General features: G+C 71.4%; 16 protein-coding genes. 7 read left to right on the top strand and 9 right to left on the bottom strand.

The window, feature by feature from the left end; translation table 11 throughout:
* Positions 1-24: 24 nt before the first annotated feature.
* Both ACFU97_RS04210 and ACFU97_RS04205 read right to left on the bottom strand, forming a co-directional pair.
* Positions 25-618, bottom strand: a complete 594-nt coding sequence (locus ACFU97_RS04210) for a DUF1003 domain-containing protein (RefSeq protein WP_384250604.1) — start codon at positions 616-618, stop codon at positions 25-27.
* Positions 608-1897, bottom strand: a complete 1290-nt coding sequence (locus ACFU97_RS04205; RefSeq protein ID WP_384250602.1) for a magnesium transporter MgtE N-terminal domain-containing protein — start codon at positions 1895-1897, stop codon at positions 608-610. The genes ACFU97_RS04210 and ACFU97_RS04205 overlap by 11 nt, the downstream gene beginning before the upstream one ends.
* A gap of 216 nt (positions 1898-2113) precedes the next feature.
* Here ACFU97_RS04205 and ACFU97_RS04200 point away from each other — a divergent pair, with 216 nt between their 5' ends.
* Positions 2114-2857 carry a hypothetical protein gene (locus ACFU97_RS04200; protein WP_384250600.1) on the top strand — a complete coding sequence of 248 codons (744 nt, stop codon included), beginning with the start codon at positions 2114-2116 and terminating at the stop codon, positions 2855-2857.
* Between the two features lie 4 nt (positions 2858-2861).
* Here ACFU97_RS04200 and ACFU97_RS04195 read toward each other — a convergent pair whose 3' ends face one another.
* Both ACFU97_RS04195 and ACFU97_RS04190 read right to left on the bottom strand, forming a co-directional pair.
* The gene (locus ACFU97_RS04195; protein WP_384250598.1) at positions 2862-3374 is read right to left on the bottom strand and encodes a hypothetical protein; all 513 of its coding nucleotides are present in this window, start codon (positions 3372-3374) and stop codon (positions 2862-2864) included.
* A 23-nt stretch (positions 3375-3397) separates the two neighbouring features.
* Positions 3398-4516: a magnesium and cobalt transport protein CorA gene (locus tag ACFU97_RS04190; protein ID WP_384250596.1), complete on the bottom strand. Its 1119-nt coding sequence runs from the start codon at positions 4514-4516 to the stop codon at positions 3398-3400.
* 475 nt (positions 4517-4991) lie between these two features.
* On the opposite strand from ACFU97_RS04190, the gene ACFU97_RS04185 reads away from it, so the two are divergent.
* The gene (locus tag ACFU97_RS04185) at positions 4992-5576 is read left to right on the top strand and encodes a suppressor of fused domain protein (RefSeq protein WP_384250594.1); all 585 of its coding nucleotides are present in this window, start codon (positions 4992-4994) and stop codon (positions 5574-5576) included.
* Positions 5577-5617: 41 nt separating this feature from the next.
* On the opposite strand, the gene ACFU97_RS04180 is transcribed toward ACFU97_RS04185, so the two are convergent.
* Positions 5618-6844, bottom strand: a complete 1227-nt coding sequence (locus ACFU97_RS04180) for an MFS transporter (protein WP_384250592.1) — start codon at positions 6842-6844, stop codon at positions 5618-5620.
* A gap of 171 nt (positions 6845-7015) precedes the next feature.
* On the opposite strand from ACFU97_RS04180, the gene ACFU97_RS04175 reads away from it, so the two are divergent.
* From ACFU97_RS04175 to ACFU97_RS04165, 3 genes are all read left to right on the top strand, one after another.
* Positions 7016-7657 carry a DUF6758 family protein gene (locus ACFU97_RS04175; RefSeq protein WP_384250589.1) on the top strand — a complete coding sequence of 214 codons (642 nt, stop codon included), beginning with the start codon at positions 7016-7018 and terminating at the stop codon, positions 7655-7657.
* 126 nt (positions 7658-7783) lie between these two features.
* On the top strand, positions 7784-8641 hold the full coding sequence (locus ACFU97_RS04170) for a PHP domain-containing protein (RefSeq protein ID WP_384251112.1): 858 nt from the start codon (positions 7784-7786) through the stop codon (positions 8639-8641).
* A 58-nt stretch (positions 8642-8699) separates the two neighbouring features.
* Entirely contained in the window at positions 8700-9305 is a 606-nt protein-coding gene (locus ACFU97_RS04165; protein WP_384250588.1) for a MarC family protein, read from the top strand.
* Positions 9306-9410: 105 nt separating this feature from the next.
* Here the strand turns inward: ACFU97_RS04165 and ACFU97_RS04160 are convergent, their stop codons facing one another.
* Positions 9411-9563 (bottom strand): hypothetical protein, encoded by a 153-nt coding sequence (locus tag ACFU97_RS04160; RefSeq protein WP_384250585.1) that lies wholly within the window; start codon positions 9561-9563, stop codon positions 9411-9413.
* A 172-nt stretch (positions 9564-9735) separates the two neighbouring features.
* On the opposite strand from ACFU97_RS04160, the gene ACFU97_RS04155 reads away from it, so the two are divergent.
* A complete protein-coding gene (locus tag ACFU97_RS04155; RefSeq protein WP_384250583.1) occupies positions 9736-10629 on the top strand; it encodes an NYN domain-containing protein in 894 nt (297 codons plus the stop codon).
* Here ACFU97_RS04155 and ACFU97_RS04150 read toward each other — a convergent pair.
* Both ACFU97_RS04150 and ACFU97_RS04145 read right to left on the bottom strand, forming a co-directional pair.
* A complete protein-coding gene (locus ACFU97_RS04150) occupies positions 10626-11531 on the bottom strand; it encodes an alpha/beta fold hydrolase (protein WP_384250581.1) in 906 nt (301 codons plus the stop codon). The two genes, ACFU97_RS04155 and ACFU97_RS04150, sit on opposite strands and share 4 nt — an antisense overlap.
* A 124-nt stretch (positions 11532-11655) precedes the next feature.
* Complete coding sequence (locus ACFU97_RS04145) at positions 11656-13659, bottom strand: DEAD/DEAH box helicase (protein WP_384250579.1); 2004 nt, start codon at positions 13657-13659, stop codon at positions 11656-11658.
* Positions 13660-14128: 469 nt separating this feature from the next.
* Between ACFU97_RS04145 and ACFU97_RS04140 the strand changes: the two genes are divergently transcribed.
* Entirely contained in the window at positions 14129-14866 is a 738-nt protein-coding gene (locus ACFU97_RS04140) for a ferritin-like fold-containing protein (protein ID WP_384250577.1), read from the top strand.
* Positions 14867-15006: 140 nt separating this feature from the next.
* Here the strand turns inward: ACFU97_RS04140 and ACFU97_RS04135 are convergent, their stop codons facing one another.
* Complete coding sequence (locus ACFU97_RS04135; RefSeq protein WP_384250574.1) at positions 15007-15279, bottom strand: hypothetical protein; 273 nt, start codon at positions 15277-15279, stop codon at positions 15007-15009.
* Positions 15280-15523: the final 244 nt, after the last annotated feature.

The following is a 15523-nucleotide window of genomic DNA, read 5'->3' as shown; positions in this document are numbered from 1 at the left end:
CGCACAGGGGCCCCGGGATGCCTGTCACCGGTCGTCTACGTCACGTCCACGCGACCGTTCTGCCGGGAATACGGCGTGCTCGTGGTGGCCGTTCTGCCGCTCCTCCAGCTCCTTGACCATGTCCTGGAGCTCCGAGCGGATCCAGTCGCGGGTGGCGACCTCGCCCAGCCCGATGCGCAGGGCGGCGATCTCGCGGGTCAGGTACTCGGTGTCCGCGATGGAGCGCTCGTTCTGCTTGCGGTCCTGTTCGAGGTTGACCCGGTCGCGGTCGTCCTGCCGGTTCTGCGCGAGCAGGATCAGCGGGGCCGCGTAGGAGGCCTGCAGGGACAGCATCAGGGTCAGGAAGATGAACGGGTAGTTGTCGAAGCGCAGGGCGCTCGGCGCGAAGACGTTCCACGCCACCCACAGGATGATGACGACGGTCATCCAGACGATGAACCGTCCCGTGCCGAGGAAGCGCGCGATGCGCTCCGACAGCCGCCCGAAGGCCTCCGGGTCCCACTCGGGGATGATCCGGCGGCGCGGCGCCCGCGGCTGGTCCAGCCGGGCGCGCGGCCGGGTGGCGGCCGTCGCCCCGGACGGCGTGCGCTCGCGTGTGCTCTCCCGCTCAGGCGTCATGAGCGCCCACCCCCTCGCCCTCGTCCAGATGGAACTCCGTCTCCCGCCAGTCGTCGGGCAGCATGTGGTCCAGTACGTCGTCCACCGTCACCGCGCCCAGCAGCGCCCCGGCCTCGTCGACCACCGGCGCCGCCACCATGTCGTACGTGGCGAAGTACCCGGCGACCACGGGCAGCGTGGCGTCCGGGTCGAGGGTCTGCAGTTCGTCGTCGATGATCGAGCTGACCAGCGTGTACGGCGGGTCGCGCAGCAGGCGCTGGAAGTGCACCGTGCCGAGGTACTTGCCGGTCGGCGTCTCGTCGGGCGGGCGGCAGACGTAGACCTGGGCGGCGAGGGCGGGGGAGAGGTCGCGGTTGCGGACGCGGGCGAGCGCGTCGGCGACCGTGGCGTCCGGCCGCAGCACGATCGGCTCGGTCGTCATGAGGCCGCCCGCGGTGTGCTCCTCGTAGGCCATCAGGCGCCGCATGTCCGCCGCGTCGGAGGGCTGCATCAGGCTCAGCAGCCGCTCCTTGTCCTCCTCGGGGAGCTCGGCGAGCAGGTCGGCCGCGTCGTCCGGGTCCATGGCCTCCAGGACGTCGGCGGCGCGCTCCTCCTTCAGCTTGCCGAGGATCTCGATCTGGTCGTCCTCCGGGAGCTCCTCCAGCACGTCGGCCAGCCGGTCGTCGTCGAGGGCGGCGGCCACCTCGGCGCGGCGCTTGGACGACAGGTGGTGCAGCACGTTGGCGAGGTCCGCCGGGCGCAGCTGCTCGAAGGTGGCGAGCAGGCTCTCGGCGCCCTGTCCGTGCTCCTCCAGGGAGAAGCCGGTGACGGCGGACCACTCGACGGTCAGCTGCTCGCCCTTGGCACGCCGGAAGGCGCTGCCGCGCCGGCCCTTGCGGACGAAGACGCGGTCGACCTCCCAGTCCCGGCGGGCCGGCAGCTGCTGCACCGACACGTCGAGGACGGTGACCTCCTCGCCGGTCTCGACGAGCGTGACCCGGCGGTCCAGCAGCTCGCCGAAGACGAGACGCTCGGTGGGCCGCTGCTCGAAGCGCCGGACGTTGAGCACGCCGGTGGCGATGACCTGGCCCGACTCGATGCTGGTCACCCTGGTCATCTGCAGGAAGATGCGGCGCCTGGTGGGCAGTTCGACGACCAGCCCGAGCACGCGCGGCGGCCGCCGGCCGACGCGCAGCACGACGACCAGATCGCGCACGCGGCCCACCTGGTCGCCGTTGGGGTCGAAGACGGCGACGCCGGCGAGGTGCGAGACGAAGATCCTGGGGGCGCCCGCTGCCATGGGCTGCGCTCCTTTGCTTGCGGGGTGTTTCGCAGTGCTTGTTTCCTGCGGTGATTTCTTTCCGAATTGCCCGCTCAGGTGGGCTTCAGGCTAGCCCGTACCGATCGGGTCCGCCCTGGTGGGACGTCCGGACGGACTGCTTCCGCGGGGTCGTCGGGACCCCGGGTACGCTGCGGTACGCCGCTCACGCCCCACCACCGAAAGGCAGCCCCTTCTGTGACTGCGATTGCCCTCGGCCGTAGGCGCCGGACCACGCTGCTGGGAGCGATCTGCGCGCTGGTCGTGGCGGGGACGGGCGTGCTGGCGGGGTGCAGCGACGACCCCGACGCGGGCACCAACGGGGTCGGCAAGCTGCCGGCCGCCACGATCCAGTCGAAGACCCGGGCGGCCGCGGCGGCGGCCGAGTCCGTGCACCTGTCCGGCGACGTGGTCACCAACGGCCACACGTACAAGCTCGACATGCGCCTGAAGTCGGAGGGCGCCACCGGCTCGGTCACCTCCGACGGGCTGGCCTTCGGGCTGCTGCGGATCGGCGAGCAGCTGTACCTGAAGGCCGGCTCCGGCTTCTGGAACCACGCGGACGGCGACACGGGCAAGGCGTCCGCCAGCAAGCTCGACGGCAAGTACGTGAAGGTGCCGCAGCGCGATCCCGCGTACAAGAAGTTCAGCGGTTTCACGGACATGGACGTCCTCCTCGGGGGTCTGCTCACGCTGCACGGCTCGCTGGCGACGGACGGGCATCACGAGCAGTCGGGTACCCGCACCATCCGCATCACCGGCGACAAGGGCTCCGGCGGCACCCTCGACGTCTCCCTCCAGGGCAAGCCCTATCCGCTCCGGCTGGAGCGTGCGGGCGGCGCGGGCACGATCTCCTTCTCGTCCTGGGGCGAGGACTTCGCCCTGAACGAGCCGAAGAAGACCGAGACCGTGGACTACGGCAAGCAGCTGCCGACGTCCTGACGTCCTACCGCCGTTTCCGCTTCCTCAGCAGCAGCCTCGGCAGCCCCGCGGGGATCGGCCGGCGCGTGGTGGCGGGCGTCGGCAGCGGCGCCTCGGCCAGATCGCCGTCGGGCAACTCCGTTGTCGCCCCGGCGGGTTCCAGGCGCAGGACGCGGCATTCGCGGGACCAGCGCTCGGTCATCGCCTCGCCGTCGGGGGCGTTGAGCCGCTTGCCCTTCAGCTCGGCGACCGCGGCCGACCACTCCTCGGACCCGGGCGTCAGCTCGACCACCTTCGCCGGCCAGGTCACCAGCCGGCCGCCCTTGTCCTTGCTGCGGACGGTCACCTCGGCCCCGCCCCCGTCGGTCAGCCCCGGCAGCGGCTGCTCGCCCGGCCCGTCGCCGACCAGGCACGCGGCACCCTCGTGCCACACGTGCCACAGGGCCCGGGCCGGCACACCGGGACCGGCCACCCAGATGAGGCCGGACTTCTTGGTGGCCTCCTCGACGAGGGCCTGGTCGAGCAGCTCGCTTGTCATGGGCCCAGCCTATCCAGGCACGCTCACAGCCAGCCGTTGCGCTTCAGCGTGCGGTGGATGCCCAGGCAGATGCAGACGGTGATGCTCATGATCACCGGGTAGCCGTACTTCGCGTGCAGTTCCGGCATGTACTTGAAGTTCATGCCGTAGACCCCGCACACCATGGTCGGTACGGCGATGATGGCGGCCCAGGACGTGATCTTGCGCATGTCCTCGTTCTGCGCCACGGACGCCTGCGCGAGGTTGGCCTGGAGGATCGAGTTGAGCAGCTCGTCGAAGCCGACGACCTGCTCCTGGACGCGGACGAGGTGGTCGGCGACGTCCCGGAAGTACTTCTGGATGTCGGGGTCGATCAGCCGCATCGGCCGCTCGCTCAGCAGCTGCATGGGGCGCAGCAGCGGCGAGACGGCGCGCTTGAACTCCAGCACCTCGCGCTTGAGCTGGTAGATCCGCGCCGAGTCCACACCGCGCGAGACACCGCCGCGCCGGCCCGGCGAGAACACCTCGGTCTCGACCTCGTCGATGTCGTCCTGGACGGCGTCGGCGACCGCGATGTAGCCGTCGACGACGTGGTCGGCGATCGCGTGCAGCACCGCCGAGGGGCCCTTGGCGAGCAGCTCGGGGTCGTCCTGCAGCCGGTGGCGCAGGGCGCGCAGCGAGCCCTGGCCGCCGTGCCGGACGGTGATGAAGAAGTCCTGTCCGGTGAAGCACATGACCTCACCGGTCTCCACGACCTCGCTGTTCGCCGTGAGCTGGTCGTGCTCGACGTAGTGGATGGTCTTGAAGACGGTGAACAGGGTGTCGTCGTAGCGCTCCAGCTTGGGCCGCTGGTGGGCCTGGACGGCGTCCTCCACGGCCAGCGGGTGCAGCCCGAACTCACCGGCGATCCCGGAGAATTCGGCCTCGGTCGGCTCGTGCAGGCCGATCCAGACGAAGCCGCCGTCGCGGCGCACCAGGCGCATCGCCTCGTGCGGGGACAGGGACCTGCCGGTGTCGACGCGGGCACCGTCCCGGTAGACGGCACAGTCGACGACGGCGGAGGGGGTGGAGGGGTCGCGGGTCGTGTCGTACGCGCCGGCGTCCCCCCGCACCGGGACGCGGGACGGCCGGACCGCTGCGCGCAGGTCGCGGATCATCGACATGGCTGGCTCCTTCGTGTCAGGCGACGACGGGCGCCGACGACGGCTGGAACTACCCGGAATGGGGACGTCCTGGCGTCAGGTGTTTGGCACGTCCACAAAGCGGGGAGCACCGCACCGTCGCGGTGGCGGACTTCGCTGCTGATTCAGATCAGACAGATCAGGCAAAACGAAACGAAGTGCTCTTCCGCGGGAAGACGTGAGCGTGAAAGGCGGCGGTCAGCCAGAGCCGGATCAGCTGTATCAGCGGCGGGAAGAGCGAGTGGTACTGCACGGGTGACTTCGATCCATGACAGCCCCACCTCCTCCGGCCGGTCCCTCGTAAGGGACGTTCCATTCCCGTAAGGGAGTCTCACAGGCGTCGGGACTTGATGCGACGCTTCTGCGTGCTGCCCCGAACGACGCGGGCAAGACTATCAGCAGCCCTCTGTGTCAAGGCGCCGCTTTGCCCTGTACTGACGAGTTCTATGCTCGCGGCATGGTTGATGTTCTTCCTCTGGTCGAGGCCCGGTTGCGCAGCGCGTTGGGCGAACCGGACGCCCGCGCGGCCGTCACGTTCCTCGGCACCGATCGCATCGAGGTGCTCCGGTTCCGGGAGGGCGACATCGTCCGCTACGCCACCCTCGGCATGTCCGCGCAGCCGATGAGCGACCCCACGGCGGTGCTCGCCGACCCCCTCAAGGGCCCGCGCGCCGAGCTGGTCCTGTCGGTGCGCGGCGGCCTCGCCGACACCGACAAGGCGCTGCGCCCGCTCGCCGTGCTCGCCGCTTCCCCGCAGGTCGAGGGCGTGGTCGTGGCGCCGGGCGCCTCGCTCGACACCGGTGAACCCCTGTGGCCCGGCGCGCCGTTCAGCTCCGTGCTGGTCGCCGAGCCGGGCGGCCTGGTCGAGGACCTCGCCCTCGACGAGCCGCTCGAGCCGGTGCGCTTCCTGCCGCTGCTCCCGATGACGTCGAACGAGGCCGCCTGGAAGCGGGTGCACGGCGCCCAGGCCCTCCAGGAGCGCTGGCTGACGAACGGGACGGACCTGCGGGATCCGTCCCGCAGATCCGTCCCGCTGGACTGACGGCAGGGTGAGCAAGCTCACCAACCGGTGGCCGGAAGGCGTCAGTTGGCAAAGACGGTGACGCTGTCCTCGGCGGCGTGCCGCGGCTCCAGCTCCTCGGCGTCGTGGGTGAGCGCGTTCCGCCGTACGAACACCACGACCGCGCCCAGGACGGCGGTGACCGCCGCGACCACGAACGGGACGTGGAGGTCGGTCCACTCCTCGATCTTCGGGGCGAAGTACGGCGCGGCCGCCGCCGCGAACCAGCGCACGAAGTTGTAGCCGGCGCTCGCCACCGGCCGCGGTGCGTCCGAGACGCCGAGCGCCAGCTCCGTGTAGACGGTGTTGTTCACGCCGATGAAGGCGCCCGACAGGATCGTGCAGACGACGGCCGTGGTGTGGCTGCCGTAGCCGAGGACGAGGACGTCCGCCGCGAGCAGCACCAGCGAGCCGCCGAGCACCCGCAGCGAGCCGAAGCGCCTTTGCAGGCGCGGGGCCACGAGCACCGAGAAGACGGCGAGCAGCACGCCCCAGGCGAAGAACACGGCACCCGACCGGTACGGCGTCATGTTCAGCACGAACGGCGTGAAGGCCAGCACGGTGAAGAACGTGTAGTTGTAGAAGAACGAGGAGACCGCCGCCGAGGCGAGACCGCCGTGGCCGAGGGCCTTCAGCGGGTCGAGCAGCGAGGTCTTGCGGGCCGGCCTCGGCTGCTCCTTCAGGAACGCCGTGATGCACAGGAAGCCGACCGCCATCAGGAAGGCGGTTCCGAAGAAGGGGTAGCGCCAGCTCTGGTTGCCGAGCAGCGCGCCCAGCAGCGGGCCGCACGCCATGCCCAGGCCGAGGGCGGACTCGTACAGCAGGATCGCGGCGGCGCTGCCGCCCGCCGCCGCGCCGACGATGACCGCGAGGGCGGTCGAGACGAAGAGCGCGTTGCCGAGGCCCCAGCCCGCGCGGAAGCCGACGAGTTGGGCGACCGAGTCCGAGGTGCCCGCGAGACCCGCGAAGACCACCACGAAGGCGAGCCCGAGCAGCAGGGTCTTGCGGCCGCCGATGCGGCTGGAGACGAAGCCGGTGATCAGCATCGCGACGGCGGTGATCAGGAAGTACGAGGTGAAGAGCAGGGAGACCTGGCCGGCCGTCGCGTCCAGGCCCTTGGCGATGGACGGCAGGATCGGGTCGACGAGTCCGATGCCCATGAAGGCGACGACGGACGCGCCGGCCGTCGCCCACACGGCCTTCGGCTGCCGCAGGATGCCGCCCGCTCCCGCGTCGAAGGGGTCGTCCATGCTTCCTCCACTCCCGTTCAGGATTAGTTGGTATATGCACATAGTAAGTTAGAGCGGCTAAATAATGCAAGCTACATCTAGTTCTGTGCGGTGCGGTGGCCGGTGAAGGGTTCCGTCCGGACGGGTGATCGTCCTTGACGTGACGGGGCGCGGGTAGGACCGTGGGGCCCTATGAGGGGCGAACCCAGTTGCCCGAAGTGTGGTGGCCGGGTCAGGGCTCCCGGACTCTTCGCCGATTCCTGGCAGTGCGATGTGCACGGCACCGTGCATCCGCTGCAGCCCGTGATCCCGCCCAGCGTCGAGGCCCTCAGTGTGGTGGTGCACCGCACGCAGGTACCGGTGTGGATGCCGTGGCCCCTGCCGGTGGGCTGGCTCTTCACGGGAGTGGCGTGCGCCGGCGACGACCGGCACGGCGGCCGGGCCACCGCGGTGGCGTGTTCCGGACCGGGGCCGCTCGGCGGCATAGGGGAACTGATCCTGGTCGCCGAGGAGCTCGGCGTCGGACTCGGCGCGCGGTACGCGGGCATCGACGGCCCCGACCCGGGGCCGTACATGAACGTGGAGAAGCCGCCCCAGGCCAAGGTGCTGGCCGGCGGCCGCCCCACCCCGCTCTGGCACGTCACCGACAGCCCCGACGACCGCGCCGTTTTCGCCGGCGAGGCGCGCGGGCTGTGGCTGTGGGCGGTCGTGTGGCCCGAGCAGTCGGGGCTGCTGATGTACGACGAGCTGGTGCTGACGGATCTGCGGGACGCGGGGGCGGAGGTCGATCTCGTGCCGTGCGGGGCGTTGTCGCCGCGCTTGCTCGAGCCGTAGCGCTTGCCCCTGCCCGGAGGGGTGCTGTAGGGGGTGCTCGTCCGGTGCGGGTGTGACAGGGGACCGGGAAAATCCGGTTATCCTTGAGCGTCCTCATCCGTCCCGTCGTCGCCTGGAGTCCGCGTGGTGCGTATCGATCTGCACGCCCACTCCACCGCTTCCGACGGTACGGACACGCCCGCCGAGCTGGTGCGCAACGCCGCGGCCGCCGGGCTGGACGTCGTCGCGCTCACCGATCACGACTCCACGCGCGGGTACGCCGAGGCGATCGCCGCGCTGCCCGAGGGGCTCACGCTCGTCACCGGCGCCGAGCTGTCCTGCCGTGTCGACGGCGTCTCCATGCACATGCTGGCCTATCTCTTCGACCCCGAGGAGCCGGCGCTGCTCGCCGAGCGCGAGCTGGTGCGGGACGACCGGGTGCCGCGGGCCCAGGGCATGGTCGCCAGGCTGAACTCGCTGGGCGTGCCGGTCACTTGGGACCAGGTGCGGCGGATCGCCGGGGACGGCTCGGTCGGGCGGCCGCACGTCGCGACCGCGCTCGTCGAACTCGGCGTCGTGCCGACCGTGAGCGACGCGTTCACCCAGGACTGGCTCGCCGACGGGGGCCGCGCCTTCGTCGAGAAGCACGAGACGGACCCCTTCGAGGCGATCCGGCTGGTCAAGGCGGCGGGCGGGGTCACCGTCTTCGCGCACCCGGCCGCCAGCAAGCGCGGCCGTACGGTGCCGGAGTCCGCGATCGCCGAGATGGCCGCCGCGGGGCTCGACGGCATCGAGGTCGACCACATGGACCACGACGAGGAGACGCGGGCGCGGCTGCGCGGGCTGGCGAAGGAGCTGGGGCTGCTGACCACCGGCTCCAGCGACTACCACGGCAGCCGCAAGACGTGTGTGCTCGGCGAGTACACGACGGATCCCGAGGTCTACGGCGAGATCGTGCGGCGGGCGACCGGGGCGTTCCCCGTGCCGGGGACCGGCGGGGCCTGAGTCCGCCCTCGCTCCTCACGTCCGTTCTTCCCCTCACCGCAAGGCCAGTTGCTCACCCATGTTCGACGTCGCCGTCTTCGGCTCCCTGTTCCTGACCCTGTTCGTCATCATGGATCCCCCCGGGATCACCCCGATCTTCCTCGCGCTGACCGCCGGACGCCCCGGCAAGGTGCAGAAGCGGATGGCCTTCCAGGCCGTCTGCGTCGCCGGCGGCGTGATCACCGTCTTCGGGCTGCTCGGACACCAGATCCTCGACTATCTGCACGTCTCCGTGCCCGCCCTGATGATCGCGGGCGGGCTGCTGCTCCTGCTCATCGCGCTCGACCTGCTGACCGGCAAGAACGAGGAGCCGAAGCAGACCAAGGACGTCAACGTGGCGCTCGTGCCGCTGGGCATGCCGCTGCTGGCGGGCCCCGGCGCGATCGTCTCCGTGATCCTCGCCGTGCAGAAGGCCGACAGCTTCGCCATGCAGGCGTCGGTGTGGGCAGCGATCCTCGCCATCCATGTCGTGCTGTGGCTGGTGATGCGGTACTCGCTGCTGATCATCCGGGTCATCAAGGACGGCGGCGTGGTCCTGGTGACGCGGCTCGCGGGCATGATGCTCTCCGCGATCGCCGTGCAGCAGATCATCAACGGCGTCACCCAGGTGATCAACGGCGCCTGAGCGGCGCCGGGGCGCCGGCGCCCCCTGAGACGCGAAACCCCCGCGCGGCGTCGGTGCCGGGCGGGGGTTTCGAAGTGTGCGCGGTGATCCGCGTCGGTCAGGTGGTTATACGGCCGCACTCTCGGCGGGCCGGATCCAGAGTCGCTGTCCTATGGCGGCGGCCTGCTGGACGATCCGGTCGACGGAGGCGGCGTCCACAACGGTGCTGTCCACGGTCGTGCCGTTGACCTCGTCGAGTCGCATGATTTCGAAGCGCATGCCTCTCCCTTCGTCGCGCTGCCATCTGATTCAGTCAACGGTTACCGCGTTACAAACATTCCCTACGCTAAATAAATTTTTCGAACGTCTAACTACTGACCGGTAGCGACAAGTCACGAGACCGACCGGGACCGGTTGTGTTCGCAGCGTGACCGCCGGGACAATGGAGGCGATGAACGACGACCTCGAGGCCCTCAACGCCCGCATCGACCGCACGAACGAGCTGCTGCAGCGCATGCTCGCCGAGGTGGCGAAGACGCCCTCGACCCATGCGATCTTCGTCGACGCGGGATACCTCTACGCGGCCGCGGGGCGCCTCGTCGCAGGCACGGAGGACCGCCGGGCGTTCGACCTCGACGCGGAGGGGCTGATCGAGGCGCTCATCGACAAGGCCCGCACGATCTTCGCGGACAGCCGGCTGCTGCGGGTCTACTGGTACGACGGCGCGCGGCGCCGTATCCACACCGCCGAGCAGCAGTCGATCGCCGAACTCCCGGACGTGAAGGTCCGGTTGGGCAATCTCAACGCCAACAACCAGCAGAAGGGGGTCGACTCGCTGATCCGGACGGACCTGGAGTCACTGGCCCGGCACCGCGCCATCAGCGACGCGGCCCTGCTGGGCGGCGACGAGGACCTGGTGTCGGCGGTGGAGGCGGCACAGGGGTACGGCGCGCGGGTGCACCTGTGGGGCATCGAGGCCCCCGAGGGCCGCAACCAGGCGGAGCCCCTGCTCTGGGAGGTCGACAGCCAGCGCACCCTCGACCTCGACTTCTTCAAGCCGTACGTGGCCCGGCGCACCGCGGCCGCCTACGAGGCCACCGCCTCCCGGCCCACCCGTGAGGACGTCCGCTTCGTCGGCGCGCAGATCGCGGCGAAGTGGCTGGCGGCCCGGGGCCGGGAGTCGCTGGTCGAGCTGCTGCCCGGCCACCCCTATCTGCCGGGCTCGGTCGACCAGGACCTGCTGGTGGAGGCGGAGGGCCTGCTCCAGTACTCCCTGCGCGGACAGGCCGATCTGCGGCGGGCGCTGCGGGACGGGTTCTGGGAGCACCTGCAGGCGCAGTACTAGCGCCGGCCGGCCTGCGGGGGCTGTTCGGCGGGGGCGCTGCGGTCCCAGAAGTCGGCGAAGGCGCGGGCCGTCTCCAGGGGCTGGTCCGTGTTGGGGGAGTGCTCGGCGCCCTGGACGACCGTGCGGTGCGCGCGCAGCCGTAGCGCCATGTCGTCGAGCAGGGGCACCGGCCAGGTGTCGTCGCTGGAGCCCGACAGCACGTGGAACGGCAGCGGCAGGGCGGCCAGCTCGGCCACGCGGTCCGGTTCAGTGCACAACTGGCGCCCCGTGGCGAGGAGTTGGGCCGGCTTGTTGCCCATCCAGCGGCGGCGCAGGTCCTCCCGGTCGCCGAGCCCGGCGTCGAGAGAGCCGGTGTCGGTCTCCTCGGGCGGCTCCAGGGCCTGGATCGCCTCCCACACCTCGGCCATGTCCATCACGGTGAGCGCGTCCCGCAGCAGCTTCACGCGCTGCTGCTGGGAGACGGAGATCTGGGCCGGTCCGGAGGCCATGAGCGTGAGCGACCGGAAGGGGGCGTGGTCGAGCAGGACCGCGGCGCGCGCGATCTGCCCGCCGAGCGAGTGCCCGACGAGGTGCACGGGGGTGCCTAGGGCAGCTGCCTGGGCGAGCACGTCCTGCGCCAACTCGGCCTGGGCGTAAGCCGATTCGTCGTGCTCGGGGCCCTGGGACTCGTACTGCCCCCGCCCGTCCACGGCGACGGTCCGGTAGCCGCGTGCGCCGAGCACCTCGTGCAGCGGGTTGAAGTCCTCCTTGCTGCCGGTGAACCCCGGCAGCAGCAGCGCGGTCCCCCGGGGCGCGGCACCGTCCGCCACGGGCGAGTCGACGGCGGCGAACTCCCCGCGCGCGGTGCGCAGCGAGTACGCCCGGGCGCCCGGAGGCGGGGTGAAGGTCGGAGGCCTGCTCATGGAGTGAGGTTAACCGGCGTGGGTGCCGGGCCGGCGAACGGGCGGGGACGGGCGCGGGCCAGGGGCCCGAACGCCGACGGCCCGGCCCACACGAGGTGGGCCGGGCCGCCGGTCGGGTGAGCGATCAGCTCTCCGCGGGCTCCGCGGCGGCCGTGGCCTTGCGCGGGCGGCGCGTCCTGGGCTTCGCCTCGGCCGCTTCGGCGGCGACCTCGGCGGCAGCCGTGGCCTTGCGGGTCCGCGTACGGGGCTTGGCCTCGGGCTCGTCGGCCGCCTGGGCCGGGATCTCGGCGGCGACAGCCTTCTTGCGGGTGCGGCGCGGCTTGGCCTCGGCGGCCTCGGCCGTGTCGACCGCGGTCTCCGCCGGGGCGGCGGCCTTGCGGGTCCGCGTACGGGGCTTGGCCTCCGCGGCCTCGGCGGTGTCGACCGCCGTCTCGGCGGCAGCCGCCGACTTGCGGGTGCGGCGGCGCGGCCTGGCGGCCGGTGCCTCGTCCTCCGGGGCCTCCGCGACGGCGGGGGTCTCCACGACCACCGGAGCCTGCTCGGCGACCGTCTCCACGGCCGGCGCGGCCTCCGCGGCCTTACGGGTGCGGCGACGGCGCGGCTTCTCCGGAGCCTCAGGGGCGTCCAGAGCGGGACCCTCCGCCGTCGTGACGGCGGCTTCCGCAGCCTCGGGCGCGGTGGCCGTGGCCGGCACCGGCTCGGACGCGGCACCACCGCGAGTGCGGCGACGGCGGCGCAGGCTGCGGGGACCGCCCTCCTCGGACGAGGCGGTCTCCGCCACGGCCTCGGGGGCGGCGGCCGCGTCCAGCGGCGTACCGCCGCGGGTGCGGCGACGGCGGCGCGGCGTACGCTCCGGGCGCTCACGCTCGGCGGGCCGGGACTCGGACCGGTCGCCCCGCCCGCCACGGCCGTTCCGGCCGCCGCGACCGCGGCCGCCGGTCTCACCGAGGTCCTCCAGCTCCTCCGCGTCGAGACCCGCGCGCGTGCGCTCGGCACGCGGCAGGACACCCTTGGTGCCCGCGGGGATCCTCAGCTCCTCGAAGAGGTGCGGGGAGGTGGAGTACGTCTCCGGCGGGTCGTTGAAGGTCAGCTCCAGCGCCTTGTTGATCAGCTGCCAGCGCGGGATGTCGTCCCAGTCGACCAGCGTGATCGCGATGCCCTTGTTGCCCGCGCGGCCGGTACGGCCGATGCGGTGCAGGTAGGTCTTCTCGTCCTCGGGCGACTGGTAGTTGATGACGTGCGTCACGCCCTCGACGTCGATGCCGCGCGCGGCGACGTCGGTGCAGACGAGGACGTCCACCTTGCCGTTGCGGAACGCGCGCAGCGCCTGCTCACGGGCGCCCTGGCCGAGGTCGCCGTGGACCGCGCCGGAGGCGAAGCCGCGCTGCTTGAGCTGGTCGGCGAGATCGGCCGCCGTGCGCTTCGTACGGCAGAAGATCATCGCCAGCCCGCGGCCCTCGGCCTGCAGGATGCGCGCGACCATCTCGGCCTTGTCCATGTTGTGCGCGCGGTAGACGTGCTGCGAGATGTTCGCGACCGTCACGCCCTGGTCGTCCGGCGCGGAGGCCCGGATGTGCGTGGGCTGCGACATGTAGCGGCGGGCGAGACCGATGACCGCGCCCGGCATGGTCGCCGAGAACAGCATCGTCTGGCGCCGGACCGGCAGCATGTTGATGATCTTCTCGACGTCGGGCAGGAAGCCCAGGTCGAGCATCTCGTCGGCCTCGTCCAGGACGAGGGCCTTGACGTGCTTGAGGTTGAGCTTCTTCTGGCCCGCGAGGTCCAGGAGCCGGCCCGGGGTGCCGACGACCACGTCGACGCCCTTCTTCAGGGCCTCGACCTGGGGCTCGTAGGCACGGCCGCCGTAGATCGCGGTGACGCGGACGTTGCGCACCTTGCCGGCGGTCAGGAGGTCGTTGGTGACCTGCTGGCACAGCTCGCGCGTGGGGACGACGACGAGCGCCTGCGGGGTGTCGGTGAGGTCCTCGGGCTTCGCGCGGCCCGCCTCCACGTCCGCGGGGACGGTGACGCGCTCGAGGAGCGGGAGGCCGAAGCCCAGCGTCTTGCCGGTGCCGGTCTTGGCCTGGCCGATGACGTCCGTGCCCGAGAGGGCGACGGGGAGGGTCATCTCCTGGATGGGGAAGGGGGTGATGATGCCGACGGCCTCGAGGGCCTCGGCGGTCTCGGGAAGGATGCCGAGATCTCTGAACGTGGTAGTCAGGGTGCTGCCTCTTCTGTGTACGCGGTGCGAGGCGAGCGCGGGGGTCGAAGACGGACCGTGCCGGGGACGTCGGCTGCCTTACGATGTTGCCGTAGGGCACGGGACCTCTGCCGACGCTCTAGCGCTCGTACCGCTGAGGTGTCCCTCCGGCCGTCGTACGCAATGTGCCGTACGGCCTGGGAGGGCTGTCGGGTCGGAGCCGATCGGGCCACCGACCGGGCATCCTCATACGTGCGGCCCGTCGACTACTCGGCAGGCGCATTACCACCATACCCCGGAATCCCGCACACACGATGGCCGATTTGGTCACGTAGCCGTCATCACACTGATTGACCAGGGACTTCCGCCGCCCGGCAAGCGGACTATTGTGCGCTTCATGACGACGTCTGACAACACCTCTGACGCACCCTCCGAGCACACCGGAGTCGCCGCCCAGGACTGGGCGAAGGCCTCCGCCGACCCGCAGTACCGGGCCGCGGTCGTCGATCTCCTCGGTGCGCTCGCGTACGGCGAGCTCGCGGCGTTCGAGCGGCTCGCGGAGGACGCCAAGCTGGCCCCGACGCTGGCCGACAAGGCGGAGCTGGCGAAGATGGCGTCGGCGGAGTTCCACCATTTCGAGAGGCTGCGCGACCGGCTCACGGAGATCGGCGAGGAGCCCACGCACGCGATGGAGCCCTTCGTCGCCGCGCTGGACGGCTTCCACCGGCAGACGGCGCCCTCGGACTGGCTGGAGGGGCTCGTCAAGGCGTACGTCGGCGACTCTATCGCCAGCGACTTCTACCGCGAGGTGGCCGCGCGGCTCGACGCGGACTCGCGTGAGCTGGTGCTCGCGGTGCTCGACGACACCGGGCACGCCGGCTTCGCGGTGGAGAAGGTGCGCGCCGCGATCGACGCCGACCCCCGCGTGGGCGGCCGTCTCGCTCTGTGGGCGCGGCGTCTCATGGGCGAGGCGCTGTCGCAGTCGCAGCGGGTGGTCGCGGACCGGGACGCGCTCTCCACGATGCTCGTGGGCGGCGTGGCGGACGGGTTCGACCTCGCCGAGGTCGGCCGGATGTTCTCCCGGATCACCGAGGCGCACACGAAGCGGATGGCGGCGCTCGGGCTCGCCGCCTAGCGGCTAACGGCTAGCTGTCACTTCCGCGGCCGTCACTTCCGCGGTCGTCACGGCCGGTTCGATCGTCATGATCGGGCCGGCCGTCGCGATCCGGCCGGTCGTGGTGACCAGGCCGGCCGTCCTGCCGGTCCCCGTCGGGATCACGCCGGCGCGGAGCGCCGGCGGAGTCTCCCTGCCGGGCGCACCAGCAGGGACAGCGAGGCGGCGGACACGATCGCCGCGCCGAGGAGATTCAGCAGGACGTTGCCGGGGTCGAAGGCGCTGTGCGTGATGAAGGCGCCGAACAGGCCTCCCGCGGCGCCCGTGGCCAGCACCAGGGAGCGGGCGGGCAGCCGGTGGGCCAGCCGGTGGTTCGCAGCCCACCCCAGCACCAGACCGAGCAGCGCGGAGCCGAGCGCTTCGATCAACAACATGGGGCCCTCCCACGGCCAGACTGCGCGTCACGGTCGTAGCCCGTCATACCCGTGACCTGCGGAATGCAATCCTCCTCTGTGCGCCCCTTGTGCTCCATATGTGAAGAGAAGAATCTTCGCGGAACGAGCAGGGCCCAGGGGGTGTTGACCCCCGGGCCCTTCTCCCTGTCCCATCCCTCCCACCCCCCCCAACCCCCCCTCCTCGGGGGTGGTTTTCCCCGCTCCCCATCTACCGGGCGCGCCT

The sequence above is a fragment of the Streptomyces sp. NPDC057616 genome (assembly GCF_042800575.1).
Lineage (GTDB): Bacteria > Actinomycetota > Actinomycetes > Streptomycetales > Streptomycetaceae > Streptomyces.
Note: the sequence above shows the minus strand (reverse complement) of the source record. Positions and strands in the feature narration are given on the sequence as shown.

Bases quoted from the DNA above. Each gene is read 5' to 3' on its own strand.
- ACFU97_RS04160 (WP_384250585.1), bottom strand. From the start codon at position 9,563: ATGCGCTTCGAAATCATGCGACTCGACGAGGTCAACGGCACGACCGTG.
- ACFU97_RS04175 (WP_384250589.1), top strand. From the start codon at position 7,016: ATGAGGGGCGAACCCAGTTGCCCGAAGTGTGGTGGCCGGGTCAGGGCT.
- ACFU97_RS04190 (WP_384250596.1), bottom strand. From the start codon at position 4,516: ATGTCGATGATCCGCGACCTGCGCGCAGCGGTCCGGCCGTCCCGCGTC.
- ACFU97_RS04165 (WP_384250588.1), top strand. From the start codon at position 8,700: ATGTTCGACGTCGCCGTCTTCGGCTCCCTGTTCCTGACCCTGTTCGTC.
- ACFU97_RS04135 (WP_384250574.1), bottom strand. From the start codon at position 15,279: ATGTTGTTGATCGAAGCGCTCGGCTCCGCGCTGCTCGGTCTGGTGCTG.
- ACFU97_RS04140 (WP_384250577.1), top strand. From the start codon at position 14,129: ATGACGACGTCTGACAACACCTCTGACGCACCCTCCGAGCACACCGGA.
- ACFU97_RS04205 (WP_384250602.1), bottom strand. From the start codon at position 1,897: ATGGCAGCGGGCGCCCCCAGGATCTTCGTCTCGCACCTCGCCGGCGTC.
- ACFU97_RS04145 (WP_384250579.1), bottom strand. From the start codon at position 13,659: ATGACCCTCCCCGTCGCCCTCTCGGGCACGGACGTCATCGGCCAGGCC.
- ACFU97_RS04210 (WP_384250604.1), bottom strand. From the start codon at position 618: ATGACGCCTGAGCGGGAGAGCACACGCGAGCGCACGCCGTCCGGGGCG.
- ACFU97_RS04195 (WP_384250598.1), bottom strand. From the start codon at position 3,374: ATGACAAGCGAGCTGCTCGACCAGGCCCTCGTCGAGGAGGCCACCAAG.
- ACFU97_RS04185 (WP_384250594.1), top strand. From the start codon at position 4,992: ATGGTTGATGTTCTTCCTCTGGTCGAGGCCCGGTTGCGCAGCGCGTTG.
- ACFU97_RS04155 (WP_384250583.1), top strand. From the start codon at position 9,736: ATGAACGACGACCTCGAGGCCCTCAACGCCCGCATCGACCGCACGAAC.
- ACFU97_RS04180 (WP_384250592.1), bottom strand. From the start codon at position 6,844: ATGGACGACCCCTTCGACGCGGGAGCGGGCGGCATCCTGCGGCAGCCG.
- ACFU97_RS04150 (WP_384250581.1), bottom strand. From the start codon at position 11,531: ATGAGCAGGCCTCCGACCTTCACCCCGCCTCCGGGCGCCCGGGCGTAC.